The organism is Kosakonia oryzendophytica, from assembly GCF_027886705.1.
GTDB classification, from domain to species: Bacteria; Pseudomonadota; Gammaproteobacteria; order Enterobacterales; family Enterobacteriaceae; genus Kosakonia; species Kosakonia oryzendophytica.
Map to the genome: position 1 here is coordinate 327,623 of NZ_CP115659.1, position 26,397 is coordinate 354,019.

Below are 26,397 nucleotides of genomic sequence, written 5' to 3' on the forward strand. Positions count from 1 at the left end.
TTACTCTTCTGCCGCCAGGCATTGCAAATGGCCGTGGCGCACGCCGCGCTGGGCGATAACGTCGTCGGCAAAATGCTGTACTTCACCCATTTTGCCTTTCAGCACGGCAATCTCTAAGCAGTCGTCGTGGCTGATATGCACATGCAAGGTGGCGACAGATAAATCGTGATGATGATGCTGCGTGGCGACGATACGGCTCGCCAGATCGCGTTTCTCATGTTCATACACGTACGAGAGCACGGCGTAGCCCTGCTTTTCATTGTCCTGTGCGGACTCCTGTGACAGCGCGCTGCGCAGAATGTCCCGCAGCGCTTCTGAGCGGTTGTTGTAGCCACGGCGTTCGCTGAGGTTATCCAGCGTTTCGAGCAGGTCATCATCCAGTGTTATGGTCACGCGTTGCATGGCAGGATCCTTGTTAATGCGCGGGGGAAGGCAGGCAATACCGCCTGTTGCAGCGTTTGCCCGGCCTGAGAGGTAAAACGCAGCGGCGTCGCGACGTCCAGCGTTTCAACGATAGTGCCGTTTTCCATTACCATCACCCGCTGGCAAAAGCGCTCCACCAGACGTAAATCGTGGGTGATAAACAGGCAGGCGACACCGGATCGCTCTTGCAGGCGTTTGAGCAGGCGAATCACCCCGGCCTGGAGCACCAAATCCAGGCTGGAGACGGCTTCGTCCAGAATCAGCAACGTGGGTTCCACCGCCAGCGCACGCGCCAGGCACACGCGCTGCAACTGACCGCCGCTCAACTGCGGCGGGCGTTTATCCAGCAGCGTGCTCTCCAGCTCAACATCGTCCAGCAACTGCGTAATGCGCGCCTGTTGTTCCGTTTTCGACAGTTTTAACAAATGGCGCAAGGGTTCGCGCAGAATGTCGCGCACGGTTTTACGTGGGTTCACCGCGCTTATCGGATCCTGAAAGACCATCTGAATATCGCGGCGAAAGGCTTTGCGGGCGCGGGCGTCAAGCCGGGACAGCGGCGTGCCCTGCCAGACCACATTGCCCTCGTTTGGTGTTTCCAGCCCGACCAGCAGCCGTGCCAGCGTGCTTTTACCACAGCCGCTGCGTCCCAGTAAGGCAACCGTCTCGCCGCTCTTCAGTTGCAGGGAAATATTGTCGAGGATCCGTTGCTGATGATAGCCATGTGACAGGCCGTTAACATCCAGCAGATTCATGAGGTTAGCTCCATCCCGTACAGTGCCAGATGCGCCGCCACCAGTTGGCGTGACACCGGGTGCTGCGGTGCGTGAAACAGTGACTGCACCGCGCCATATTCAATAATGCGTCCGTGATCCATCACCGCCACGTCGTCCGCCAGGCGTGCTACGACACCCATATCGTGGGTCACCAGCAGCATGCCGGGCTGGCGCTTGCGAACAATGTTCTCCAGTAAATCCAGAATGCGCGCCTGCGCCACGGCATCAAGATCGGTGGTGGGTTCATCGGCAACGATATAGGCCGCGTCGCTGAGCAACGCCATGGCAATCATCATCCGTTGCAGCATGCCGCCGCTCATCTCGAAGGGGTAGAGCGAGAGTACGCGTTGCGCCTCGTCCAGCCCCACATCCTGCAGTGCCGCCAGCAGTGTTTCGTCATCTGCGGGTTTGCCCAACGCCAGGCAGGTTTCCCGTGCATGTTCCGCCATGGTGCGTAACGGATTAAACGCGCTGCGCGGGTTTTGCATCACTGTCGCGACGGTGATGCCGCGTAGCGCCTGCGGGCTGACAATCGCGCCATCCGCCAGCACCCGGCCAGCGGTTTGCCGCACGCCAGGCGGTAATACGCCGAGTGCCGCCGCGCAGGTCAGTGATTTGCCGCTACCGCTGCCGCCCACCAGTGCCAGCACGCGCCCGCGTTGCAGCGTTAACGAGACGTCCTGCACCAGCGGGCGTTCCGCATGCAGGGTAATACTCTCCAGGCTCAGTTGTGCAGGCATCAGTGGGCGTGCTCCGTTTCCAGATGAGGATCAAGATGGTCGCGCAGCGCGTCGCCCACCAGGTTAAATGCCATCACGCTGATAAACAGCGCCAGTCCTGGCCACAACATTTGCAGCGGCTGTGTCCAGATATATTGCCGTGCGTCGTTGATCATCACACCCCATTCGGGGGTTGGCGCGGTGACGCCGAGACCCAGAAAGGACATGCCCGCCACATGCAGCATCATATGACCGATATCCAGCGTCGCCAGTACCAGTAGAGACGGCACCACTGCGCCTGCCAGGTGATCGCGAAAGACATGAAGAGAACTGGCACCGCAGAGCCGTGCCGCCAGTACATACTCACGACCGCGTAGCGAGATCACCAGGCTGCGCACCATGCGGGCGTACCAAGCCCAGTGGGAAAGGGCGATGGCGATGATGACATTGGTCAGCCCGGTGCCCAGTACGCCGACCATAAAAAAGGAGAGGATGGAGGTGGGGAAGGTCATAAAGATATCCGCCACGCGCATTATCCCCTGGTCAACCCGGCCGCCCAGCAGTCCGGCGCAGCCGCCTGCCGTTAAGCCCAGTGCCAGTACCAGCAACAGGCACAGCATGACCGATCCCAGCGAAACACGCGTGGCGGCCATTAAGCGTGAGAAAATATCGCGCCCGAGATGGTCTGTACCGAGCCAGTGCTGGCTACCCGGTGGCAATAGCCTGGCAGGTAAATCAATGGCCTGCGGATCATAAGGTGTCCACCACTGGCAGGTCAGGGCAATCACCAACAGCAGGAATAAGATCAGCAACGCAATACGCACCGGCCAGCGGGCCGTGTTCAGAAAGTGCATCAGTGCGCTCCTTCATGGTGACGAATACGCGGGTCCAGCGCTGCGCTCAGCAGGTCCACCGCCAGATTGCACAGCACAAAGACCATGACCATCACTAATGTAAAGCACTGGATCACCGGGTAGTCGCGGTTAAAAATCGCCGACACCGCATAGCGCCCGATACCGGGCCAGGCGAAAATACTTTCGATAATCATCGTACCGCCAATCAGCTCGCCAATGTGCATCCCCAGCGCAGTGATCACCGGAAGCGAAGCATTACGCAGAATGTGCCGCCGCTCAGTTTGCTTCTCGCTTAACCCCCGCAGCCGTGCCCAGGTCACATGGCGCTGCCCGGCGGCTTCCAGCATGCTGGCGCGCAGCAAACGGGCGTTGATGGCCAGCGACATAAACGCGATAGAGAGCGCAGGCAGGATCACATGCTGCCAGCCGCCATAACCCAGGGCGGGCAGCCACTGCAAATGCACGGAGAAAAACATCACCAGCAGGAAGGCCAGCCAGAAGTTAGGCATCGACACCCCGAGGAACGCGATTGCCCGTACGGCGAAATCCGGCAGCCCGTCGCGGTGGCGCGCCGCCCAGATGCCGAGCGGGACAGAGGTGAGTAAAATCAGCACCAGCGCTGCGCCTGCCAGTTGCAGCGTGGCGGGCAGAAAGTGCAGCACATCGTCCAGCACCGGGCGTTGCGTGGCATAAGAGAGGCCGAAATCAAGGTGCAGCGCGCGCCATAGCCAGTGGCTATATTGCGCGATCAGCGGCTGGTCGAGACCCAGTTGGATGCGGGTGGCGGCAATCATCTCCGGCGTGGGTGGCAGGTTGGACAGCCGCAGATAGTCCATTGCCGGATCGCCCGCGCCCAGGCGTAGCAGCAGAAAAATCACCACCGAGGCGGCGAAGATCATCGGGATCAGCAACAGCAAGCGCTTGCAGATATAGCGGCTCATTTTGCGGCGCCTGGCGTGAGCTGATCAAAGGGGATCTCCGACGCGATGGGGGCGAAGGGGATGGTCCCCAGTTCGGGTTTCGCCACCACCATCATGGAGATATAGCTAATCGGCAGATAGACCGCGTCGTTATGCAGACGGGTGAGAATATCCCGGTATAGCGCCTGACGTGCGGTTTCTTCGCGGGTCGTCAGCACTTCACCAATCTCTTTGTCGATCACAGCCTTGTCCGGCAGGCCAAGCTGCGCCTGATAATCCGCATGCGACGGTACGCGCATTGAGCTCATAAAGGCGTGCGGGTCGTACGGCGCGCCCCAGGTGCGGTTGAAAATCATGCCGAAACGCCCGTCGCGCTGACGTGCATAAATGCTGCTCTCTTCTTCACCAACCAGTGCAACGTCCACGCCGATAGCACGCAGATTGGCCTGGATGATCTCTGCCATCGATTTGCTTAACGCATCGGTGCCGATAAACGCCAATTCGACATGCAACGGCTGCCCGGCTTTTTCACGGATGGTTTTCCCGGCGGTTAACGTCCAGCCCGCCTTATCCAGCAGCGCGCGCGCCTGCGCTGGATCGTACTGGCGCGGTTTCAGGCCAATATTGGCGTACGGTACGGACGGGGCAAACAGCGTGTCGGCAACCTGTTGTGTGCCATACAGTGCGCCATCAATCAGCGTCTTTTTGTCCACTGCATAGTTTAGCGCTTCACGCACGGCTAACTCGTTCGTTGGTGCGCGTGCCGAGTTTAGCGCCAGCATCACGGTCTCCATCGGGGCGGAGAGCTGTGTATGCCACGCCGGGTTTTGACTGAAGCGGGCAAACGTATCCAGCGGCAGCAGCCCTTCATTGCCGTACAGCAGATCGATATCCCCGGTTTCAAACGCCACGGCGCGGCTGGTCGGGTCGGGGATCACGTTGACGATGACTTTACCGAATGCCGGTTTTTCGCCCCAGTAATGTTCATTGCGCACCAACACGTCGTACTGGTTCAGGCGCGATTCCTGCAACACCCACGGCCCGGTGCCAACTGGTGCGACGATACCGTCCTTTGTTCCGTGTTGTTTAAATTGCGAGGGGGCGATAAAGCGGAACGGGCGGGGCAGGGAGAGTTCTTGCAGGAAAGGATAGTAGGCGCTTTTCAGGGTAATTTGTAACTGGCTGGGGCTCAGGGCTTTGACGTCGGTGATCTGATTGGTTAGCTCCAGCCAGGCATGGCGCTGGCGATTATCCAGCACGGCGCGAAAATTCTCTGCCGCCGCCTGGGCATTAAAGGGTTCGCCGTTGGAAAAAGTCACCCCCTCGCGCAGGGTGAAGACCCAGATTTTGCCGTCTTCCGAGTGCGTCCAGCTTGTTGCCAGCCAGGGCTTCACACTGCCGTCGGCCTGGTATTTCACCAGTGCTTCGTAAACCATGCTTTGGGCGAACATCTGGTTCGGAGTGTAAAGGTGTGGATTCAGTGGGCCAACGTTCACCGGCCAGGCGGTGGTGAGCGTCGGTAACGCCGCAGAAACGGCGAAAGATGCGCAGAGCAGCAGCAGAGCGCCGGCTTGACGATAGAAAGACACAGTAGGTTCCCTGACGAAAAGTATGGCGAAGAAGTATGATGATTTTAGATATTCATCATACGAATAGTATGTTTTGGATCAAAAACCCTGTCACTTAAAGGGGTTTAACCGCACAGCCTGCACAGGTAGCATGATGGCAGCGTACTCAGAAGGGTAAATAGGATGACTACAACGCTGAATATCCTGGCGGCAGGAAGCCTGAAGTCTGCCTTTACCCCTTTACTGGCGGTCTTTCGCGAGCAGAGTGGAATGGCGGTGACGGCGGATTTTGGCCCGGCGGGCCTGCTGCGGGAACGTATTGAGGCCGGAGAACCCTGCGCACTGTTTGCCTCGGCCAATACCGCACACCCGCAGGCCTTACTGGCAAGCGGGCGCGCGCTCGAGGTGCACACCTTTGCCCGTAACTGCCTGAGCCTGACAGTTCGTCATAGCGCGTCCACACGGCAGGCCGACTGGCTTACGCTGTTGGCGGATACCCGGCTGCGTCTGGCGACCTCCACGCCCGGCTGCGATCCTTCCGGCGACTACACCTGGCAGTTGTTTGCCCATATCGACACCCTGCGCCCCGGTCTTGGGCAGCAATTGATGCAGCGCGCGTTGCCGCTGGTGGGCGGACGTGAAACCTTAGGCGTGCCGCCAGGCGAGATTGCCAGCGCGTGGCTGTTGCGTCAGGGATGGGCGGATATGTTTATTGGCTATCAACACTATACCCGGCGCCTGTCAGAAGAGGCGGATCTGCGGGTGGTGACGATCCCGGAGGCCGACAATATTCGCTGCGACTATCAACTGGCGCTGCTGGAGGCACAGGCGACGCCGCTGATGCACTTTATTCTCTCTTCGCAGGGGCAGACGTGGTTACAGGCCGCCGGGTTCTTGCCGCCGCAGATCGAATAGTGGCACCAGCGCCGCACCGTGTGCGTCATCAAGCTGGATGCGGCGTACCGGTATACCGTAGGCGCGTTGCAGGTTCTCTTCGCTCAGCAGGGTGTGCGTCTTTCCGGCGAGCCATTGCTGATCCGGCAATAGCAGCAGTGTGTTGTCGGCAACCTGCCAGGCATGGGTAGGATCGTGGGTGGTGAACACCACGCTGCGTGCTTCACGATGAGCCAGGGTGGCAATCAGCTGTAAGACGATTTGCTGGTTCGCCAGATCGAGCGCCGAGCAGGGTTCATCCAGCAGGAGGGTGCGATTTCCGCTGACCAGCGCGCGGGCAATCATCACCAGTTGTTGCTGCCCGCCGGAGAGTGTCAGAAAGGTACTGCGAGCCAGAGTGTGCAGATTGAGCCGACGCAGGGCATTGTCGACATGCCTGTTGTCCTGTTTCGAGGGCATTGAGAGCAGCCCCACATGGCGGGCGCGGCCCATCAGCACCACATCATGCACGCTCCAGTCAAAGGCTGGGCGAAAAGATTGCGGCACAATACTGACACCGCCCTGCACGGTAAAATGGCCCGCCAGCGCCGGCAGCACACCGGTGAGCGTATCCAGCAGGGTGCTTTTCCCCAGGCCATTCGCCCCCAGGACTGCCCAGATTTCCCCCGGCTTGCAACAAAAGCTGAGCGGTGAAAAGAGCGGTTGGCCGCGACCGAAAACCAGTCCTTCAACCGTTAACGCGGGTTGTGTCATTGCGTGCTCCTGCGGGTGGTGTGGAAAAGCAGTACCGCGAACATCGGTGCGCCAAGCAGCGCAGTGATTATACCGATGGGGATCTCCGCCTGCGTCAGGGTACGCGCCAGATCATCCACCACAATCATAAAGCTGCCACCAAGCCAGAAGGCGACGGGCAACAGGTGGCGGTGGTCCGCCCCAACCAGCAAACGCGCCAGATGCGGGATAACCAGGCCGACCCAGGCAATGCTGCCGCTGACCGCCACTTGCGACGAAACCAGCACCGCGCAGCAGATCAGCACGCTGCGACGCAGCATTTTCAGCGGCACGCCCAGCGCCAACGCATCTTTCTCTTCCAGCGCCAGCAGATTAATGCGCCAGCGCAACTGAAACAGCACCACGGTGACGAACGAGACCGGAATGGCCAACATAGCGACTTTATGCCAGTTGGCCGTGGCAAAACTGCCCAGTAGCCAGAACACGATATTGGGCAGGGTCTCTTCGCTGTCAGCCAGGTACTGCATCAGGCTCACCAGTGCGGCAAAAAAACCGCTGATGATAATGCCGGAGAGGATCAGCATCAGGGTGTTTTCCCGCTGCTGTAAGGCGGCAATAAGCCAGACCAGAATCAGCGCACCAAGGCCAAAACCAAAAGTGGAGAACATCATTACGAGCGGGCTGACGCCAAGCAAAATGGCCAGTGTTCCGCCAAACGCGGAGCCGGAGGTCACACCAATAATATGCGGATCCACTAATGGGTTCTGGAACACACCCTGTAACACCGCACCACACAGCGCGAGCCCGCCGCCCGCCAGCAGAGCCAGCAGAATACGCGGCAAACGCACCGACCAGACAATCTGCCCGGCGGTGCCATCACCCGGAAAGGAGACGATCTGTTGCATCACCTCGCTCAGCCCCAGCCGGTACTGGCCCAGACAGAGTGAGGCCAGCGCCAGGCACAGTGTCAGGACAATAAACCCGCCATGCAGTAGCGGGTAGCGGTTAGTGGCCTGCATTCGCGTGCCAGTCAACACGGTAGAAGCGCTGGTAATATTTCTGCGCTTCGGCGTCGACATTCACCGCTGCATAACGTGCCGGGTAGAGTTTTTTCGCCATCCACAGCTCGCCGATGGCCAGCGCTTCCGGCATCGGATAGCCCCAGGCTTTGACGTATTCCGGCATCAACCAGACACGGTGGTTTTTCACGGCATCGATGTTTTTCCAGCCTGGATCGTTCTCAATAGCGGTCACCACTTCCGGGTAACGATCCTGCACAAAAATGACCTGCGGATTCCACTGGATCACCTGTTCCAGCGACACCTGATGCGCGCCTTTGATGGTCGCGGCAGCCACGTTTTTCGCGCCAGCGTGCTCCATCATCAAGCCGGTATATTTACCGGAGCCATAGGTATTCAGATCCGGGTTGGCCATATAGACGCGGATTTTGTCTGCTTCGGCAACCTTCGCCACCGGGGCGTTCGCTTTTTCGCGCGCGGCAAAGGTGTAATGGATCAGATCTTCCGCTTGTTGTTTGCGATCCACCACGTCTGCGATCAGGCGGATCCCTTGCTTCAACCCCTCGTTGTAGGCTCTCTCTTCATCGTCCATGGTGGGGTTCATTTTGTTTTTCTCCCCGGCGGCATCTTCACGCAGCGACACGGCGACCACCGGAATCCCAGCCTGTTCGATCTGCTGGATCATATCGGCTGGCGCATAGTTGGCGATAAATACCACCTGCGGGTGTAGCGCCAGCAGGCTTTCAATGTTCACCTGGGTCAGATCGCCCGGTGTCGGGAGCGTTTCAATCGTCGGCATAAAGCGGGCGAAGCCCGGACCAAGCTGCTTCTTCCAGCTACTGAGGACGCCAACAACATCGTCTGTGGCGTTGAGCTGCACCAGCAGGTTGAGGGTCTGGTGTTGTAGCACCACTGCGCGGGTGACATGGTCCGGCAGGGTGACCTGGCGTCCCAGTTGATCGGTGAGGGTGCGTTCTGCGTGGGCAAACAGGCTGGCGCAGGCCAGCGTAAAGCCCAGCATCAATGATGTGATTTTTGACATGGTATCGCTCATAAAGGAGTTGGCGATATATATTAAATTATATAACGAATGCACCTGCAAACATTTCTCGCAGGAAATTCAGGGGCATACAGCAGGCTACGTTTGTTGAGTGCGCTTACGCCTCTTTAAAGAGCTGCAACAGCCTTTCCACCTGCTCATCCAGTGGGGCGAGATCTTTTTTCACAATCAGATGCAGCGGCGTGGCGCGCCGTACACCGTGGCTGAGCGGCAGGATGCGCAGCGTGTCGTTAGCCAGCAAGGGCTGGATCCGCTCTTCCGGTAGCCAGCCGTAGCCTACCTGATACTGCACGGCTTCGACGGCCGCATCAATGGTAGAAAAGGTCCATGAGGCCTGCGCCACCGGGCTTTGCCGATCGTCACCTTCGGCAATGCGGATCAACGGCCAGGCGGCGAGCATCGCTTCGCTCACCTCTTCGGCGGCACAGAGGGGGTGATCGCGGTGCGCCACGGCGACAAAATCGATATTCATCAGCCATTCGCCGCGCCCGGTCATATCCTGGCGACGGGTCAAAATCATCACATCCGCCTGTGCATGCACCGGCAGGTCGGCAGAGGCGGTTTCCAGCACTTCTGTCAGGCGCACCTGCGTTTGTGGGTAGCATTGCTGAAACTGGCGCAAAATGGCGAATAACCGTGAGCGCGGAAAAATGCTGTCCACCACCAGATCCAGACGCGTACGCATGCCGTTACGCAGTGTGGCCGCGCGGGTTTCCACCCAGTCAAAAGCTTTCAGCAGTGGTTTGACCTGCTTCAGCAACAGCTCGCCAGCAGGTGTCAGCACCGCGCGCCGCCCCTCCTGCATCAGTAATGCTACGCCCAGTCTCTCCTGCAATAGCGCCAGGTTATAGCTCACCGAAGACTGGCTGCGGTGCGTCTCTTCAGCGGCTTTCGCAAAGCTGCCTAGCTCTACCACTTTTTGCAGTAGCGCCCATTGTTCCAGCGTGGTCTTGTGCATGACTCATCTAAAAATTGAATGAATGTGATGCAAATATAGCGTTTTTTATTGATTTTTTGCAGGCGTACGATGGTGCTATTCCAACAGAGGAGAGAAAAAATGAGCACCTTTGATAAACACGATTTGAGCGGTTTCGTCGGCAAACATCTGGTTTATACCTACGATAACGGCTGGAATTACGAGATTTACGTGAAAAATGACACCACGCTCGACTACCGTATTCACAGCGGCATTGTGGCGAATCGCTGGGTGAAAGATCAAAAAGCATTTATCGTTCGCGTAGGCGAAAGTATCTATAAAATTTCCTGGACAGAGCCCACTGGCACCGATGTCAGCCTGATTGTGAACCTTGGCGACCGCCTGTTCCACGGCACCATTTTCTTCCCGCGCTGGGTCATCAACAACCCGGAAAAAACGGTCTGCTTCCAGAACGATCACATTCCGCTGATGGAGTCGTACCGCGCAGCAGGCCCGGCTTACCCCACAGAAGTGATTGATGAATTTGCCACGATTACTTATGTGCGCGACTGCGGCGCCAACAATGACAGCGTCATTGCCTGCGCCGCCAGCGAATTGCCAGCCGGCTTCCCGCAGAATCTTTCGTAATTTATTAACGCTGTTTAATATATTTCAACGGTTACGATTGAAATAATTAATTGCATAACAGTATTATTTTTTTTGAGTTTGTTGCTGTGTTGTTTAAATAAGTATATTCATGCCCTGTATACAGTGCAGGGCGTGGATTGTTACAGTTATTTGACATGGATCACTTACTCTCCTTGTGAGAGAATTATTTAAGTTGATGTTTTTATTCGATATTTTAATAATATTATATTTCTTGCTCCCCTCTTTTCTTAATCTTGTCCTAATATTCAATTGATAATATTCAGAAATAAGCTGTGATGAATGATTATTGGGACAACCGGACGTTCATTATATTTCGGTTTAACTTCCATCCGCCATTTTACTCAATAGCCGCAAAGTGTCTTTGTGGGGTCCTTTAACGCGTCTGTGACGCAGGGAAAAGAAGATGAGTGATTTTCTACCGTTCTCACGCCCCTCAATGGGGGAGGAAGAACTCGCCGCTATCCAGCAAGTGCTGGCATCGGGTTGGATCACGACCGGCCCGAAAAATCAGGCTCTGGAAGAGGCTTTCTGTACGTTAACCGGTAACCGCCATGCCATTGCCGTGAGCTCGGCGACGGCAGGGATGCACGTGACGCTGATGGCGTTGGGCATTGGACCGGGGGATGAAGTCATTACGCCATCAATGACCTGGGTGTCCACGCTCAATATGATCGTGCTGCTGGGCGCGACGCCGGTGATGATTGATGTCGACAAAGATACGCTGATGGTTACGCCGGAAGCGATTGACGCGGCCATCACGCCGCGCACCCGGGCGATTATTCCGGTGCACTACGCCGGAGCCCCGGCGGATATTGACCCTATCCGCGCGGTGGGTGAAAAGCACGGCATTGCGGTGATTGAAGACGCTGCGCATGCTGCCGGGACGTACTACAAAGAACAGCACGTTGGCGGCAAAGGAACCGCGATTTTCTCCTTCCATGCCATCAAAAATATGACCTGCGCCGAAGGCGGGTTGGTGGTGACGGACGATGAGCAACTGGCCAACCGCATTCGCAGCCTCAAATTCCACGGCCTCGGCGTGGATGCCTATGATCGTCAGACGCACGGTCGCGCGCCGCAGGCGGAAGTTATCTCGCCGGGTTTCAAATACAACCTTGCCGATATTAATGCTGCCATCGCCCTGGTGCAGCTTGGCAAGCTGAAAACGGCGAACGCCCGCCGCCACGAGATTGCGCAGCGCTACTTGCGCGAACTCGCCGATACGCCGTTCCAGCCGCTGGCGCTACCGTCATGGCCGCACCAGCATGCCTGGCACCTGTTTATTCTGCGTGTTGATGAACAGCGTTGCGGCATCACCCGTGATGCATTGATGGAAACGCTAAAAGCGCAAGGCATTGGTACTGGCCTGCATTTCCGCGCTGCGCATACGCAGAAGTATTACCGCGAACACTTTCCTGTCTCGTTACCGAATACCGAGTGGAACAGTGCGCGCATTTGCTCTATCCCCCTGTTCCCGGACATGACCCATGACGACACAACCCGCGTCATTGACGCGCTCCATCGCATTGCAGGACGCTGATATGTTTACCCTGCCTCCCGTTGAAAAAGTCTCCGTGGTGATCCCGGTTTTTAACGAAGAGGAGAGCTTACCTGAGCTGATCCGTCGTACGACCGGCAGTTGCGACAGCCTCGGTATCGACTATGAAATTCTGCTGGTGGATGACGGCAGCAGTGACAACTCCGCGCAGATCCTCACGACCGCGGCAGAGCAGCCCGGCAGCCATATTGTGGCGGTGCTGTTAAACCGGAACTACGGTCAGCACTCCGCAATCATGGCGGGCTTCAGCCATGTCACTGGCGATTTGATCATCACGCTGGATGCCGACCTGCAAAACCCGCCGGAAGAGATCCCGCGCCTGGTGGCGAAGGCGAACGAAGGTTATGACGTGGTGGGCACCGTGCGCCAGCATCGGCAGGACAGTCTGTTCCGCAAACTGGCGTCACGCACCGTTAACCGGTTGATCCAACGGACCACCGGTAAAGCGATGGGGGATTATGGCTGCATGTTGCGTGCGTATCGCCGCCATATCGTCGATGCCATGCTGCACTGCCATGAGCGCAGTACCTTCATTCCAATCCTCGCCAATACCTTTGCCCGTAAAGCGGTGGAGATCCCGGTGCAGCATGCCGAGCGCGAGTTTGGCGATTCGAAATACAGCTTTCTGCGTCTGATCAACCTGATGTACGACCTGGTGACCTGCCTGACCACTACGCCGCTGCGCTTGCTCAGCGTTGTGGGCAGCGTGATTGCTCTGGCGGGCTTTTCGCTGGCGGTGTTACTGGTGGTTCTGCGTCTGACGTTTGGTCCGCAGTGGGCAGGCGAAGGGGTGTTTATGCTCTTTGCCATCCTGTTCACGTTTATCGGCGCACAGTTTATCGGTATGGGACTCCTTGGGGAGTACATCGGCCGTATCTACAACGATGTTCGCGCCCGTCCACGCTATTTTATTCAACGTGTTGTTCGTCAGGAGCACGACGCTCCGCAAGAGGAAAATAATCAATGAAAGCTGTTGTCTTTGCCTATCACGATATGGGTTGTGTCGGCACTCAGGCGTTGTTGGATGCCGGGTTTGAGGTTGCGGCGATTTTTACCCACCCGGACAGCGCCAATGAAAACCACTTTTTCGGTTCCGTCGCGCGCATTGCCGCAGAACGCGGTATTCCGGTGTATGCTCCGGAAGACGTTAACCACCCGCTGTGGGTCGATCGCATTCGCGATCTCAACGCGGATGTGATCTTCTCGTTCTACTACCGCAACTTACTTTGCGACAATATCCTCAACAGCGCGCGTCTTGGCGCATTCAATCTGCACGGCTCCCTGCTGCCGGCTTACCGTGGACGTGCGCCGCTGAATTGGGTGCTGGTGAACGGGGAAACGGAAACGGGCGTAACGCTGCACCGGATGGTGGCGCGTGCCGATGCGGGCGCAATTGTGGCGCAGCAGAAAGTCGCCATTGCCGACAGTGATGATGCGATGTCGCTGCACCGCAAACTGAGCGAAGCCGCGCAAACGCTGCTGCGTAGCACGCTGCCGACCATCAAAGCGCAGACCTTCACGGAAACCGCACAGGATGACAGCAAAGCCAGCTACTATGGCCGTCGTACCCCGGAAGACGGGCGTCTCGACTGGGAACTGCCGGCGCAAACCCTGCACAACCTGGTGCGCGCAGTGTCCGACCCGTGGCCGGGCGCATACAGTTTTGCCGGGACACACAAATTTATCGTCTGGAAATCCCGCGTGCGTAATGACATTGCGGCGGCCAGAGCCGGTACGGTGCTGTCTGTCTCTCCACTGGTGGTAGCCTGTGCTGAAGGTGCGCTGGAAATCCTCACCGGGCAGGTGGACAACGGTGTCTATATGCAGGGCGGGCAACTGGCGCAGTCTCTGGGGCTGGTGGCCGGTGCGCTGTTAACCAGCAAGCCGGTGGTTGCGGTGAAACGCCGCACGCGCGTATTGATCCTCGGCGTGAACGGCTTTATCGGTAACCATCTGACCGAACGCCTGCTGAATGACGATAACTACGAAATTTATGGTCTCGATATTGGTTCAGATGCCATCAGCCGTTTCCTCGACTGCCCGCGTTTCCACTTTGTAGAAGGCGATATCAGCATTCACTCTGAGTGGATCGAGTACCACATCAAGAAATGCGATGTAGTGCTGCCGCTGGTGGCGATCGCAACGCCAATCGAATACACCCGCAACCCGCTGCGTGTATTTGAACTTGATTTTGAAGAGAACCTGAAAATCATCCGTGATTGCGTGAAATACAATAAACGCATCATTTTCCCGTCCACGTCAGAAGTGTACGGCATGTGCACCGACAAAGTGTTCGACGAAGACAACTCCAATCTGGTAGTTGGCCCGATCAACAAACAGCGCTGGATCTATTCGGTGTCAAAACAGCTTCTGGACCGGGTGATTTGGGCGTATGGCGAGAAAGAGGGCCTGCGCTTTACGCTGTTCCGTCCGTTTAACTGGATGGGGCCGCGCCTGGATAACCTCAATGCGGCGCGCATCGGCAGCTCGCGTGCGATCACCCAATTGATCCTCAACCTGGTGGAAGGGTCGCCGATCAAGTTGATCGAAGGCGGCAAGCAAAAACGTTGCTTTACCGATATCAGCGACGGCATCGAAGCGCTGTTCCGCATTATTGAGAACAAAGAAGGGCGTTGCGACGGGCAGATCATCAACATTGGTAACCCGGAGAACGAGGCCAGTATTAAAGAACTGGCGGAAATGCTGCTGGCCAGCTTCGAGAAGCACCCGCTGCGCGACCGCTTCCCGCCGTTCGCCGGTTTCCGCGAAGTGGAGAGCAGCAGTTACTACGGCAAAGGGTATCAGGACGTGGAGCACCGTAAGCCGAGCATTCGTAACGCGAAACGCTGCCTGCACTGGGAGCCGAAAGTCGATATGCGCCAGACCATTGATGAGACGCTGGATTTCTTCCTGCGTACCGTAGAACTCTCGGATGAGAAAAACGCATGAAGTCAGTCGGCTTACGCATTGATGTCGACACCTTTCGCGGTACTCGCGACGGTGTGCCGCGTCTGCTGACGTTGTTGAAAAAGCACAATATTCAGGCGAGCTTTTTCTTCAGCGTCGGGCCGGACAACATGGGGCGCCATATCTGGCGCCTGCTTAAGCCGCAATTTCTGTGGAAGATGCTGCGCTCGCGCGCAGCATCCCTCTACGGGTGGGATATCCTGCTGGCTGGTACGGCGTGGCCGGGGAAGATCATCGGCGAAGCCAATGCAGAAGTGATTCGCGCTACTGCACAGGTGCATGAAGTCGGCCTGCACGCCTGGGATCATCATGGCTGGCAGTGCTGGAGCGGCGTATGGGATCAGACGAAGCTGGAGGCCGAGATCGAACGGGGCCTGTTGGCGCTGGAAATGATCATCGGGAGGGCCGTGACCTGTTCCGCCGTGGCGGGCTGGCGTGCGGATCAGCGTGTCGTGAAAGCCAAAAATGCGTTTAATTTTCGCTATAACAGTGACTGCCGCGGCACCCGACCTTTCCGGCCGCAGCTCACAGAAGAGGAGTGCGCTGTCCCGCAGATCCCTGTGACGCTGCCGACCTGGGATGAGGTGGTGGGAACGCGCGTCGATGCGGCGAATTACAACCGTTTTATTCTTGACTGTATCCACCGGGATAACGGTACGCCGGTTTATACCATCCATGCTGAAGTGGAAGGCATTATCGGCGCAGACGGTTTTGATGAATTGCTGAGTATGGCCGCGCGCGAAGAGATCGCCTTTTGCCCTCTGAGTCAGCTATTGCCGACGGATGTCAGCACGCTACCGGTGGGGAAAGTGGTGCGCGGAGAAGTGGCTGGCCGGGAAGGCTGGCTGGGTTGCCAACAACTGTTGAGTGCCAGGTAATGAAATCCACTAACGCTGTGTTGGGTCTGGTTGCACTATTTGTTCTCTATTACCTTGTTCCCCTTGAGTACCGGCTGCTCTGGCAACCGGATGAAACCCGCTATGCGGAGATCAGCCGGGAGATGCTTAATAGCGGTGACTGGGTGGTACCTCATTTTCTGGGACTGCGTTATTTTGAAAAACCCATCGCGGGTTATTGGATCAACAGCCTCGGTCAGTGGCTGTTTGGACATAACAATTTTGCAGTGCGTTTTGGCTCTGTCTTTTCCATTACCGTGTCGGCACTACTGGTTGCGGCGCAGGCGTGGAACATGTGGCGCGACAAAGCCGTTGCCGTGCTTTCTGGCGTTATCTTTCTGACGGCGTTTCTGGTGTACGGTATCGGTACCTATGCGGTGCTGGACCCGATGATTACGCTGTGGATGACGCTGGCGATGTTCAGCTTCTGGCTGGCAGCGCAGGCGCAAACGCGCGGCGGCAAATTCGCCGGTTATGCGCTGTTGGGCATTGCCTGCGGCATGGGGGTGATGACCAAAGGTTTCCTGGCGCTGGCTGTGCCGGTGCTGGGCGTGCTGCCGTGGGTGATCACGCAAAAGCGCTGGAAAGAGGTGCTGTTGTGGGGCTGGTTAGCGATTCTCTGCTGCGTACTGACGGTACTGCCTTGGGGGCTGGCGATTGCCACGCGTGAAGCGGACTTTTGGCGCTACTTCTTCTGGGTCGAGCATATTCAACGGTTTGCCCAGCAGGATGCGCAGCATAAAGCGCCGTTCTGGTATTACATTCCGTTCCTGATTGCCGGAAGTTTGCCGTGGCTGGCGTTGCTGCCCGGCGCGCTGAAAACGGGCTGGTTGGCGCGTAAGTCTGTTCTGCAAGAGGCGTTTTACCTGTTCGGTTGGGTGGTGATGCCACTGCTGTTTTTCAGCATCGCGAAGGGTAAGCTGCCAACCTATATCCTGCCCTGTTTTGCACCGCTGGCGATCCTGATGGCGCGCTATGCGCTGACTCTCGCACAGACAGGTGGACGGGCATTGCGTATTAATGCGTGGATCAATATCGTCTTTGGTCTGGTCGGTCTTATCGCCGCGATTGTCGTCTCGCCGTGGGGATTCCTGAAACACCCGGTGTGGACGCCCATTGAGCTGTATAAAGCCTGGCTGGCGGCTTTTGCCTTGGGCGTATGGGCGCTGTTTGGCTGGCTGGCGCTGAAAACCAGTGAACAGCGCTGGCCGCTGGCCGCGCTCTGCCCACTAGGTCTGGCGCTGGTGGCGGGGGCGGTGATCCCGGACAAGGTGATGGATTCCAAACAGCCGCAATTTCTCATCAACTTTGTTAATGAAGCGCTGAAGCCAAGTCGTTACGTGCTGACTGACAATGTGGGGGTAGCGGCGGGACTGGCCTGGGAACTGAAGCGTTCCGATATCATTATGTTCGGCTCGCGCGGAGAGCTGACCTATGGCCTGGCCTACCCGGATGCGAAAGATCGCTTTGTGGAGGAAGACAACTTCAGTGACTGGCTGGCGCAACGCCGTCAGCAGGGGGTTGTGTCGCTGGTGCTGCATCAATCTAAACCGGATGACTTTACCCGGCTGCCGATCCCGAAGCCGGATAACGTCTATGTACAGGGGCGTATGGTCTTTATTCAGTATTATCCGCAATGATGAGCTGGCTGCTGCTCGCACTGGCAAGCCTGTTGAGCTGCGCCGGGCAACTGTGCCAGAAACAGGCGACACGCCCGGCAACGCCCGGGCATCGCGGCAGGCACGTTGGCCTCTGGCTGGGGCTGGCGCTGGCCGCGCTGGGCGCAGGCATGGCGCTGTGGTTGCTGGTGTTGCAGCGTCTTCCTGTGGGCGTCGCGTACCCAATGCTAAGCCTCAATTTCGTGTGGGTCACGCTGGCGGCGCGCTTCGTCTGGCGTGAACGGGTGACCGCCCGCCATGCTGTTGGCGTGCTACTGATCATTATCGGCATCGTGCTGTTAGGGAGTTCGCTATGAAAGGCGTGGTCTGGGCGCTGATGAGTGTGTTGCTGGTCAGCGTCGCGCAGTTACTGCTGCGCTCAGCAATGCAGGTACTGCCGCCGGTTGCACCCTCCTGGTCGTTTATCAGCGCCGTACTGCAACCGCAGAAAGGGACGCTTATGCTGCTGTGTGGCCTGCTGGGGTATGTCGCGTCGATGGGATGCTGGTTTTTTGCCCTGCATCGCCTGCCGCTAAGCAAAGCGTATGCTCTGCTCAGCCTGAGTTATATTCTGGTGTGGGCTGCCGCCATCTGGCTTCCCGGCTGGCACGAACCGTTTTCGTGGCGCGGCGCGCTGGGCGTGCTGGTGATTGTGGCGGGCGTGCTGGTTATCTTTCTGCCGGGAGCGTCGCGAGCAGATCGGCCGAAAGTGTAAACGGCGTCGGCGTGCAGACTGACAGGCTCACCTCGCCAACCTGGCAGTGGCTAACATTGAGATTGGGCGTGTTGCGGCTGTCAACGCTGACAATTTGCCAGGCGCTGCCGCCACGCTGCTTGATAATGGCTTCTTTGCGTGTCCAGATTTCCCAGAACGCCGTCAACTGATGATCCGGGCGCCATTGCTCAAGTTCATCATGCTCCGCCTCGCTAAATACCGCATTAGCCAGCGTGCGCCAGTTGGCGCGCGGGCGTATCACTTCAATATCACAACCCACTTCACCTTCATCGCTCAACAGGAGCGCAATACGATCGCCACTGTGACTCAGGTTGAACCACAGCGGCGTCCCGTTAGCGAATGCCGGTTTGCCTTGCTCGCCGTAGACAATGTCAGGTAGCGGAGAACACTCGCGCGCCAGTAATGCCCGCCCGGCAAGCCAGCTCTCCCGGCGTTTGCCCTGCGGCGCTTGTTGTCTGAGTGCGGGCGGAATGTTGCCGGCGCTCAGTGCGGAGATATGACCCAGTACTACCCGATACATACGTTATGCCCAGCGTTTAATAATGATGGAGGTGTTAATGCCGCCAAAAGCGAAGTTATTGCTTTGCAGGTATTCGCAATCGATCCGGCGCGCTTCACCTTTGATGTAATCCAGTGCGCCGCACTGTTCATCCGGGGTGGTCAGGTTGAGCGTTGGCGCAAACCAGCCTTCACGCATCATTTGCAGGCTCATCCAGGCCTCCAGCGCGCCGCATGCCCCAAGGGTATGACCGAAGTAGCTTTTCAGCGACGAGATGGGAACATTATCGCCAAAGATGGCCGCCGTCGCCTGGCTTTCTGCGATATCGCCGCGATCGGTGGCCGTGCCGTGTGCGGAGATATAGCCAATATCCAGCGGGCTGAGCCCGGCAATTTTCAGCGCCTGCTCCATACAGATTTGCATGGTTTCCCGCTGCGGCTGGGTGATATGTGCCGCGTCGCAGTTGGTCGCAAAGCCGACGATTTCACCGAAAATGGTCGCACCACGCGCCTTCGCATGTTCCAGCTCTTCCAGAATCAGCGTGCCCGCACCTTCACCGATCACCAGACCGTCGCGGCTGGCATCGAACGGGGAGGGCGTGGTTTTCGGTTCATCGTTGCGCTGGCTGGTGGCAAACAAGGTATCAAACACAGCCGCTTCCGATGGGCACAGCTCTTCTGCGCCGCCCGCGACCATGACGTCCTGATAACCGTGACGAATCGCTTCCCAGGCATAACCAATGGCCTGGCTTCCGGAAGTACAGGCACTGGAGGTGGGGATAACGCGTCCCCGCAGGCCGAAAAACAGCCCGGTGTTCACCGCCGTGGTGTGCGGCATCATCTGCACATAGGTTGTGCCGGTGATATTGTTGGTGTGCTTTTCGGTCAACATGGTGGCGAACTCGCTCACCGGTCCGGTACTGCCGGTCGAGGAGCCGTAAGCAATGCCGGTATTGCCGCTGGTTAATACCGGATCGTCAATCAACCCGGCCTGTTCCAGCGCCAGTTCGCTGGCGCGGGTGGAGAGCAGCGACACGCGGCCCATTGCACGGATGCGTTTGCGAGTGTAGTGATCCGGCAATGTGAAATCATCAATCGGCGCGCCAAGGAGGGTATGCAGACCGTCGTAAATTTGCCACTCCGGCATTTTGCGGACGGCGTTTTCATAGGTCAGCAGACGTTTTGACACATCCTGCCAGCTCTGGCCAAAGGCGGTGACGCCGCCCATGCCGGTAATGACGACGCGACGTGTCATAACATTCCCCCGTTGATGGAAATAACCTGGCGGGTCACATAACCCGCAATATCTGACATTAAATAGCTGGCAAGCCCGGCCACTTCTTGTGCCTGGCCCATACGTTTCATCGGGATGATCGCCATCGCTTCTTTCAGCGCGGCCTCTTCCATTTCAATCATGCCGGTATCAATCAGCCCCGGTGCGATGCAATTGACGGTGATTTTGCGTTTCGCCAGCTCAATCGCCAGTGCTTTTGTGGCGCCGATAATACCGGCTTTTGCTGCACTGTAGTTAACCTGGCCGCGATTGCCCATCACCCCGGAAACCGACGAGAGGGTAATGATACGTCCGCCTTTGCGCAGGCCAATCATCGGCATGATGCAGGGCTGAATCACGTTGTAGAAGCTGTCGAGATTGGTGTGGATCACCGCATCCCAGTCATCATCGCTCAGTGCCGGGAACGCCGCGTCACGGGTGATACCTGCATTGCTGACCACGCCATACCAGGCACCGTGCTGCTCAATATCCTGTTCCAGAACGCGGCGACACTGTTCGCGGTTGCCGACATCAAAACTCAGCAGACGGCCCGCGCCGCCCGCCTGCTCAATGGCACGCAGCGTTTCCTGCGCGCCGTTTTCGTCACGATGATAGTGCACGCCAACGGTAAAGCCATCGGCGGCAAGGTGTTGGGCAATGGCGCGGCCGATGCCTTTACTGGCTCCGGTAACCAGAACGGAACGATTCATGCCTCTGCCCCTTTCGATGTATGTGGTTGATGAAACAGCGCACTAAGCTCGTCTTTTGTTGGCTGGAAAGTGTTGATGCGCCCGACAGAAACGGTGTCTGCACCAATTTGGATCGTGCAGTCGAAGCTGCCGAAACGCGTATCCTGCATCAGCAGTTTGGCGTGGATATCCAGCACTGCGCCTGCGGGCAATGAGCCTGCGGCGCAGGTCAGCTCGCGCGCGCCGAGCACCATACCCAACGCAATGCTCTCTTCGCCGCGTTGCAGGCGGTGCCAGCCGGACCAGACGCCAATACATTGCGCCATCAGCTCCAGCGCATACCAACCGGGCAGATTGCCTTGCGCATCCATAAAGGGCGACAGCACGCCCCCCTTATTCACGCTCACCCGGCAGTGGGCATCGTCATCCGTTACCGAAATAACGTCTTCCAGCAGGATCATCGGCGTGTCATGGGGCAGATATTCCCCCGCCGTAAGGTACTGAATCATGTCACTCTCCCCAGCAAAATACTGGCGTTGTTTCCGCCGAAGGCGAAGGAGTTAGATAAAATGACCGGACGCGCCAGTGGCTCTGCAGCCAACAACAGGCCGCAGGCCGGGAGCGTTGGATCGATAGGCCCACGGCTAAAATCCTGAGGCGGTAGTGGTAAGTCGCGTTGCAGGATCAGCGCGCTCAGCGCCGCTTCCGTAATCCCCGCCGCGCCCAGCGTGTGTCCGGTTAAGTGTTTGGTGGAACTGCACGCCACACCCTCACCAAACAGTGTGTGCACGACCGCCGATTCAATCTGATCGTTGAGCGGCGTGGCGGTGCCATGCAGATTGATATACCCCACATCGGCCGGCGTGAGCCTGGCTTGCGCCAGCGCCATATTGATGGCGCGGATAGCGCCTTCCCCCTGTGGATGCGGTGCGGAAATATGCCATGCATCACTGGATTCGCCGGTGCCAAGTAGCGCCAACGGCTGCGGCTCACGGGTCAGCACCATCAGTGCCGATGCTTCGCCAATCGTAATGCCGCAGCGGTCACGGCCAAACGGCTGGCACAGCGTCGTGGAGAAGGACTCCAGGCTATTAAACCCGTTGACCGGCATTCGGCTCAGGGAGTCTGCGCCGCCTACAATCGCCACATCTGCCAGACCGGCTTCAATCAGGCGGTGACCATTGATAATGGCGCGCGCGCTGGAAGAGCACGCGGTGGAAACGGTAAACGACGGGCCTTCCAGCGCCAGCCAGCGACTTAAAAAGCGCGATGGATCGCCCAGTTCCTGCTGTGGGTAGCGCCATGCAAGGCTCTCTTCCCCGTTGAGCGAAAGTCGGACGTGCAGATCCCCTTCATCCAGCCCGGAAGTACTGGTGCCCAGCACCACAGCCACGCGGTCGCGGCCATAGCGGGTAATCGCCTCATCCACCGTTGGCTGGATGTGTTCCAGCGCCGCCAGTAGCAGTTGATTATTGCGGCTGCGGTGGGCATCCATTTGCGGCGGAATGGCGGGCAGTTCGCCGTCCACGCTGCCGAGTACCACCTCCGTTTGTCCCTGCAGCCAGCCTGTACGGGTGTGCATCCCTGGCGCATGGCCGCGCGTCAGGTTGGCGGCTATCTCATCCAGGGTGCGCCCCAGCGCGTTCACCATGCCGATGGCAGAAATGTAGATCATCTCAGTCACCCAAATACTGAATGGTGATGTGGTATTTAAAAACATGCTGCTCGATGCTGATCGGCTCACGTTTGCCTTTGCGTTGCAGGTAGGTGATTTCCGTCACCAGCTTGCCGTGCGCGTTACGCAGTTCGCGCTTATCGTCGTGATCGGTCAGTGTCCAGCCTTTGGGTAACTGCGGCTGCCAGGCGGCAATCGGCCAATGGCTGATCATCACGTCCGCCAGTACCTGGCTGGCGGGCGGCAGTTGCGGCACGACGATCGACTGCTCGGTATGAATTCCGCGTTCATCATAGGTGACGAGGAATAAACGGATCCCCACCGATGAGAGCCCGGCAAGGGTGATCTTTTTGTCGTCGGCGGTCATCATCACCAGCAATGACTGGGTTTGCCCGTTAAAACTGCCGGTTAACAACTGCTGGGAGTTCACCGCCGGCGCGATCCCCGGCGCAGGCAGCGTTACGCGGGTCCCCGGCTCCAGCCACGCTTGCGGACGGCTGCCGTCGGGAGAATGGGTTGAGTGGCTGCATCCGGTGAGCAGCAGGGCGGCGGCAAGCGCGACGCCAGTGCAGAGGGGGCGAATCATCGTTTTCTCTCTTTTTTCGCTGGCATTGCGAGGGGGGAAAGCAGGAAGGCGGTAAAAATACCGCTGACCAGCACAATGCCGAAACTGCTGATAGCCTGAGTGGCGCTGAACACCAGCATCCCCAGGGTGAGTAACGTGGTTATCATGGCCAGCGTGATGGCCAGCAACGACGTGAGCGGCGTGCCGCGCGGATTGCTGAAAAACAGCGTGTAGTTGATGCCGATCCCCAGCACCAGCACCAACGCCAGCAGGGAAAACAGATTTACTGTGTGACCGCTCAGTGATAACACCGCCAGCCCGCAACCGAGCGACAGCACTGATGGCACAAGGCTTATCAGCCCTTTTTTCCAGCCCAGACGCAGCACCGCGCCTGCGGCAATCACCGCCAACGCAACGAACAGCAACCCGGTTAACACCAGTCGGTACAGCGCAAACAGCTCATCAAACGCGCTTTTGCGATCTACCCAGGCGATGCCCGGTTGTGTTTTTGCCAGTGCGCTAAGCGCTGCACTGTCTTTAACATCGTCGACCGGGGCCAGCACGCCGCTTTGCCCGTTGGGCAGCGTTAACCACAGTAACCGCCAGCCTTCACTGGCCGGGCTGGCAAGCCACTGTTCAACGGTAACGCTCATCGGGCTGAGGTCTGGCGCAACACTTGCCATTCCCGCGGCGTGGAGTGTGCGCGTCACGGCAGGCGTCGCGTTTTTCAGCAGTTCAAGATCCTGCTGTTGTCGCGCCAGTGAGTTAATCGGGAGGGTGCGGAAACCCGCAATCATCCCTTGTTTGCGCGCGTGATCCAGTTGCGGCGTAAACGCTTCTAGCCGCTCCAGCGTTTGCTGCGGCGTATCGCCATAAATCACAAACCATTTCTGATCGACGCTTTGCCCGGTCAGCGCCGTGATGGCTTTCTCCTGCGCCAGGATCCCCTGCGGCAGCGCCTGTAACTGGCTGATATCGTCATTAATGCGCAACGTAGCGAGACCGGCGAGAGAGAACAGCGCCAGCGCTACTGGCAGGCCAATAGCGAGTTTTTTATTGCGCCGCCAGGCTGCCAGCCAGCGCAGAAGCAGCACCATGGCGGGCACCGGACGCACCGGTAAACCGCGGCATAGCCACGGATGCCAGAAGATCACCGTCAGACAGGAGGCGCTAAGGCCGACGGCGGCGAAAATCGCCATCTGGCGGATGCCAGGGAAGGGGGCCAGCATCATGATCAGGTAGGCGACAACGGTGGTGGCCAGCGCCAGCAACAACGCATTACGCACTTTGGCGAGACTTTGCCATGGCGATGCCTCTGCGCCATGCACCATCCGTTCGGTCAGGTAATAAAGTGTGTAATCTGCTGAAATCCCAATGATGCTCAGGCTCATCACCAGCGTCATCAGATGCAGTTCGCCGAACAGGAGCAGTGTAGCGACGGTGCCCGCCAGCGCGCCAATCGCAATTGAAATCAGGCACAGCAGCAGGGGACGCAGGGAGCGGAACACGGCGACAATCAGCGCAATCACCCCAAGAAGGGTGGCGATGCCCAGCGTGGAGACGTCGCGTTTGGCCTGCTGGCTGGCGTAATCGCTGTAGAACACTGTGCCGCGTGATAGCAGCTGTGCCTGCGGGAATCGGGCTTTCAGTTGCGCTTCCAGTGACGCCAGCGTGTTAACAAACTGGTGCGTTTGCTGCATATCGAATGAAGAACCCGCCAGTTCACCGTGCAGCAGATACCAGTCGTTACCTTTATCGTCCTGCGTCACCAGCCAGCCATCCATCAACCGCAGCTTCTGGCTGTTCTGCGCCATCGCAAGCTGTGCGCCGCGCATCAGCATCAACGGATCGTTTTGCAGCTCTTTACCGCTCACGCCGGAAAACGCCGAGTAGAGCTGCGTCAGCACCCATTGTGCCTGTGCCTCGCCGCCGTTTTGCAGACGTGCGCGAGTGGCGCTGTCGAGTAGGGCGTTACGATGCTGCCAGAAGAATGTGCCCCAGGCTTGCTGGCTTTGCGCATCCATCGGCCCTTTCAGGTTGTTCACCGCCTGCGACTGGCTGAGCAAGGAAAGCCAGTATTTCGCCGCCTCAGGATTGGCCTGTTTGCCGGGGCTGATCAGCCAGACCAACTGTTTGTCGAGGCGCTGCATAAAGCCGTCGTTCAGCGCCGGGGGAAGCGTACCCATCGTCTGAGCGGGCAGCATCGCCAGCACACTGCTGTTCATGCGCGCTTTTGGCAGCAGCATCAACAGCATGCCGAGCAGCAGCAGGCAGAGCAGTCCCCAGAGTAGCGCCGGACGCAGGGAGTTAGTGCGCGGCAAAGCGTTGGCGTTCGTCATCGGTCAGCGTGGTGGGCGTCAGTCGGTGTTGGGAAAAAGCGATATCGGTGAGATCGCCCTGTTTGTCGTTCAGGCGGATGCTGTCCAGATACTGCTGACCGGCAAGCTCGATAGAGGTGAAAATCTTATCCAGCGGCGTGGTGATCGGCGTCAGTTTCAGGGTCCAGCGTCCTGCGCCCATATCTTGAAAATCGATACGGAAGTTTTGCTCCAGTACCGCGCGATCGGCCTGAAACAGTGCGCGCAGCAGGTGATTAAACTGGAACATCTGCGGGTTGTTTTCGGCGGTGATCACCTGTGGCGGCTGACCATTGATGATTTGCACCATCCGCGAGTCATCGAGCATGAGTGCCATCGGGAACGGCACTTTTTGATCCCACAGCAAGCCCTGGTCGCGTGCGATCAACATCTCGCCCTGCGAGCGCAGAGGCTGCGGCAGATCTTTAATGGTGCGGGTCTGGGTGAAATGCGCCCGTACTATCGGTTGTTCGGTAAAACGTTGTTGCAGCGTGTCCAGCGTGATCGCGCCAACGAAGGGGCTGAGCAACAGCGCCAGCAAAGGCCAGTATTTCATGGTGTTACCCCCATACGTTCAAACAACACTGCCGGGCTGACAAAGCACATCTCACGGCTTTTTTCGTCCACCGCGACCTGAATGGTGTAACCGGTGGTGGTGCGTTTACCGCTGGCGGCATCAAAGATGTCGTAAGCGATTTTCAGGCGGTTTTCGAACTCTTCCAGTCGGGCGCGTACGCGAAAATGCTGCTCAAAAGTCAGCACATCGCGGTATTTCACCCGGGTGTCCACCACCGGCCAGACATAGCCGGAGGCTTTCATCTGACGGTAGCCATAATCAAACTGATTCAGTAGCGCCTCGCGGGCAATCTCAAAGTAGCGGAAGTAGTTACCGTGCCATACCACACCCATCATATCGACGTCGTGGAAGGGAACGGTCAGTTCTACTTCGGCGGTAAAACGCGGATCGTTTAACACCTG

At 58.0% G+C, this 26,397-nt stretch carries 28 protein-coding genes; 9 read left to right on the forward strand and 19 right to left on the reverse strand.

Features of this window, described 5'->3' with window-relative positions:
* The 6 genes from nikR to nikA are packed head-to-tail and all read right to left on the reverse strand — an operon-like array spanning position 1 to position 5,278.
* The gene (nikR, locus tag O9K67_RS01475; protein WP_061492756.1) at positions 1-402 is read right to left on the reverse strand and encodes a nickel-responsive transcriptional regulator NikR; all 402 of its coding nucleotides are present in this window, start codon (positions 400-402) and stop codon (positions 1-3) included.
* Positions 390-1,175, reverse strand: coding sequence for a nickel import ATP-binding protein NikE (nikE, locus tag O9K67_RS01480; protein ID WP_061492758.1), 786 nt, complete (start codon positions 1,173-1,175; stop codon positions 390-392). The genes nikR and nikE overlap by 13 nt, the downstream gene beginning before the upstream one ends.
* Positions 1,172-1,936, reverse strand: coding sequence for a nickel import ATP-binding protein NikD (gene nikD / locus O9K67_RS01485; protein ID WP_061492760.1), 765 nt, complete (start codon positions 1,934-1,936; stop codon positions 1,172-1,174). Before nikD ends, nikE begins: the two co-directional genes overlap by 4 nt.
* The gene (gene nikC / locus O9K67_RS01490) at positions 1,936-2,769 is read right to left on the reverse strand and encodes a nickel ABC transporter permease subunit NikC (RefSeq protein WP_061492762.1); all 834 of its coding nucleotides are present in this window, start codon (positions 2,767-2,769) and stop codon (positions 1,936-1,938) included. The genes nikD and nikC overlap by 1 nt, the downstream gene beginning before the upstream one ends.
* Entirely contained in the window at positions 2,769-3,710 is a 942-nt protein-coding gene (gene nikB, locus O9K67_RS01495; RefSeq protein WP_061492763.1) for a nickel ABC transporter permease subunit NikB, read from the reverse strand. Before nikB ends, nikC begins: the two co-directional genes overlap by 1 nt.
* Entirely contained in the window at positions 3,707-5,278 is a 1,572-nt protein-coding gene (gene nikA / locus O9K67_RS01500) for a nickel ABC transporter substrate-binding protein (protein ID WP_061492765.1), read from the reverse strand. Before nikA ends, nikB begins: the two co-directional genes overlap by 4 nt.
* 162 nt (positions 5,279-5,440) lie before the next feature.
* On the opposite strand from nikA, the gene O9K67_RS01505 reads away from it, so the two are divergent.
* Positions 5,441-6,172 (forward strand): substrate-binding domain-containing protein, encoded by a 732-nt coding sequence (locus O9K67_RS01505; protein WP_061492767.1) that lies wholly within the window; start codon positions 5,441-5,443, stop codon positions 6,170-6,172.
* Here the strand turns inward: O9K67_RS01505 and O9K67_RS01510 are convergent.
* The 4 genes from O9K67_RS01510 to O9K67_RS01525 all read right to left on the reverse strand — a co-directional run bounded on the left by O9K67_RS01510 (position 6,134) and on the right by O9K67_RS01525 (position 9,920).
* On the reverse strand, positions 6,134-6,904 hold the full coding sequence (locus O9K67_RS01510; protein ID WP_061492769.1) for an ABC transporter ATP-binding protein: 771 nt from the start codon (positions 6,902-6,904) through the stop codon (positions 6,134-6,136). The genes O9K67_RS01505 and O9K67_RS01510 overlap by 39 nt on opposite strands.
* Positions 6,901-7,902 (reverse strand): FecCD family ABC transporter permease, encoded by a 1,002-nt coding sequence (locus O9K67_RS01515; protein ID WP_061492772.1) that lies wholly within the window; start codon positions 7,900-7,902, stop codon positions 6,901-6,903. The genes O9K67_RS01510 and O9K67_RS01515 overlap by 4 nt, the downstream gene beginning before the upstream one ends.
* On the reverse strand, positions 7,889-8,944 hold the full coding sequence (locus O9K67_RS01520; RefSeq protein ID WP_408612842.1) for an ABC transporter substrate-binding protein: 1,056 nt from the start codon (positions 8,942-8,944) through the stop codon (positions 7,889-7,891). Before O9K67_RS01520 ends, O9K67_RS01515 begins: the two co-directional genes overlap by 14 nt.
* Before the next feature lie 115 nt (positions 8,945-9,059).
* Complete coding sequence (locus O9K67_RS01525) at positions 9,060-9,920, reverse strand: LysR family transcriptional regulator (RefSeq protein ID WP_061492774.1); 861 nt, start codon at positions 9,918-9,920, stop codon at positions 9,060-9,062.
* A gap of 99 nt (positions 9,921-10,019) precedes the next feature.
* Between O9K67_RS01525 and O9K67_RS01530 the strand changes: the two genes are divergently transcribed.
* The 8 genes from O9K67_RS01530 (at position 10,020) to arnF (ending at position 18,341) form a co-directional block, all read left to right on the forward strand.
* On the forward strand, positions 10,020-10,526 hold the full coding sequence (locus O9K67_RS01530; RefSeq protein WP_061492777.1) for a phenolic acid decarboxylase: 507 nt from the start codon (positions 10,020-10,022) through the stop codon (positions 10,524-10,526).
* A 424-nt stretch (positions 10,527-10,950) separates the two neighbouring features.
* Entirely contained in the window at positions 10,951-12,087 is a 1,137-nt protein-coding gene (gene arnB, locus O9K67_RS01535; RefSeq protein WP_061492779.1) for a UDP-4-amino-4-deoxy-L-arabinose aminotransferase, read from the forward strand.
* Position 12,088: 1 nt separating this feature from the next.
* Positions 12,089-13,072, forward strand: a complete 984-nt coding sequence (arnC, locus tag O9K67_RS01540) for an undecaprenyl-phosphate 4-deoxy-4-formamido-L-arabinose transferase (RefSeq protein ID WP_061492781.1) — start codon at positions 12,089-12,091, stop codon at positions 13,070-13,072.
* Entirely contained in the window at positions 13,069-15,054 is a 1,986-nt protein-coding gene (arnA, locus tag O9K67_RS01545; RefSeq protein WP_061492783.1) for a bifunctional UDP-4-amino-4-deoxy-L-arabinose formyltransferase/UDP-glucuronic acid oxidase ArnA, read from the forward strand. Before arnC ends, arnA begins: the two co-directional genes overlap by 4 nt.
* A complete protein-coding gene (arnD, locus tag O9K67_RS01550) occupies positions 15,051-15,950 on the forward strand; it encodes a 4-deoxy-4-formamido-L-arabinose-phosphoundecaprenol deformylase (RefSeq protein ID WP_061492785.1) in 900 nt (299 codons plus the stop codon). The genes arnA and arnD overlap by 4 nt, the downstream gene beginning before the upstream one ends.
* A complete protein-coding gene (arnT, locus tag O9K67_RS01555) occupies positions 15,950-17,608 on the forward strand; it encodes a lipid IV(A) 4-amino-4-deoxy-L-arabinosyltransferase (protein WP_061492787.1) in 1,659 nt (552 codons plus the stop codon). Before arnD ends, arnT begins: the two co-directional genes overlap by 1 nt.
* Positions 17,605-17,943, forward strand: coding sequence for a 4-amino-4-deoxy-L-arabinose-phosphoundecaprenol flippase subunit ArnE (arnE, locus tag O9K67_RS01560; protein WP_061492789.1), 339 nt, complete (start codon positions 17,605-17,607; stop codon positions 17,941-17,943). The genes arnT and arnE overlap by 4 nt, the downstream gene beginning before the upstream one ends.
* Positions 17,940-18,341, forward strand: a complete 402-nt coding sequence (gene arnF, locus O9K67_RS01565; RefSeq protein ID WP_061492790.1) for a 4-amino-4-deoxy-L-arabinose-phosphoundecaprenol flippase subunit ArnF — start codon at positions 17,940-17,942, stop codon at positions 18,339-18,341. The genes arnE and arnF overlap by 4 nt, the downstream gene beginning before the upstream one ends.
* On the opposite strand, the gene acpT is transcribed toward arnF, so the two are convergent.
* The 9 genes from acpT to O9K67_RS01610 are packed head-to-tail and all read right to left on the reverse strand — an operon-like array spanning position 18,295 to position 26,394.
* Positions 18,295-18,882: a 4'-phosphopantetheinyl transferase AcpT gene (gene acpT / locus O9K67_RS01570; protein WP_061492792.1), complete on the reverse strand. Its 588-nt coding sequence runs from the start codon at positions 18,880-18,882 to the stop codon at positions 18,295-18,297. The two genes, arnF and acpT, sit on opposite strands and share 47 nt — an antisense overlap.
* Positions 18,883-18,885: 3 nt before the next feature.
* Positions 18,886-20,115 (reverse strand): beta-ketoacyl-ACP synthase, encoded by a 1,230-nt coding sequence (locus O9K67_RS01575; RefSeq protein ID WP_061492793.1) that lies wholly within the window; start codon positions 20,113-20,115, stop codon positions 18,886-18,888.
* Positions 20,112-20,843 carry a 3-ketoacyl-ACP reductase FabG2 gene (locus O9K67_RS01580; protein WP_061492794.1) on the reverse strand — a complete coding sequence of 244 codons (732 nt, stop codon included), beginning with the start codon at positions 20,841-20,843 and terminating at the stop codon, positions 20,112-20,114. The genes O9K67_RS01575 and O9K67_RS01580 overlap by 4 nt, the downstream gene beginning before the upstream one ends.
* Positions 20,840-21,331, reverse strand: coding sequence for an ApeP family dehydratase (locus O9K67_RS01585; RefSeq protein WP_061492795.1), 492 nt, complete (start codon positions 21,329-21,331; stop codon positions 20,840-20,842). Before O9K67_RS01585 ends, O9K67_RS01580 begins: the two co-directional genes overlap by 4 nt.
* Positions 21,328-22,497 carry a beta-ketoacyl-[acyl-carrier-protein] synthase family protein gene (locus O9K67_RS01590; protein WP_061492796.1) on the reverse strand — a complete coding sequence of 390 codons (1,170 nt, stop codon included), beginning with the start codon at positions 22,495-22,497 and terminating at the stop codon, positions 21,328-21,330. The genes O9K67_RS01585 and O9K67_RS01590 overlap by 4 nt, the downstream gene beginning before the upstream one ends.
* A gap of 1 nt (position 22,498) precedes the next feature.
* Positions 22,499-23,083 carry a DUF3261 domain-containing protein gene (locus O9K67_RS01595; RefSeq protein WP_061492797.1) on the reverse strand — a complete coding sequence of 195 codons (585 nt, stop codon included), beginning with the start codon at positions 23,081-23,083 and terminating at the stop codon, positions 22,499-22,501.
* Complete coding sequence (locus O9K67_RS01600) at positions 23,080-25,401, reverse strand: MMPL family transporter (protein ID WP_061492798.1); 2,322 nt, start codon at positions 25,399-25,401, stop codon at positions 23,080-23,082. The genes O9K67_RS01595 and O9K67_RS01600 overlap by 4 nt, the downstream gene beginning before the upstream one ends.
* The gene (locus tag O9K67_RS01605) at positions 25,370-25,975 is read right to left on the reverse strand and encodes an outer membrane lipoprotein carrier protein LolA (RefSeq protein ID WP_061492799.1); all 606 of its coding nucleotides are present in this window, start codon (positions 25,973-25,975) and stop codon (positions 25,370-25,372) included. The genes O9K67_RS01600 and O9K67_RS01605 overlap by 32 nt, the downstream gene beginning before the upstream one ends.
* The gene (locus O9K67_RS01610; RefSeq protein WP_061492800.1) at positions 25,972-26,394 is read right to left on the reverse strand and encodes an acyl-CoA thioesterase; all 423 of its coding nucleotides are present in this window, start codon (positions 26,392-26,394) and stop codon (positions 25,972-25,974) included. The genes O9K67_RS01605 and O9K67_RS01610 overlap by 4 nt, the downstream gene beginning before the upstream one ends.
* Positions 26,395-26,397 lie beyond the last annotated feature (3 nt).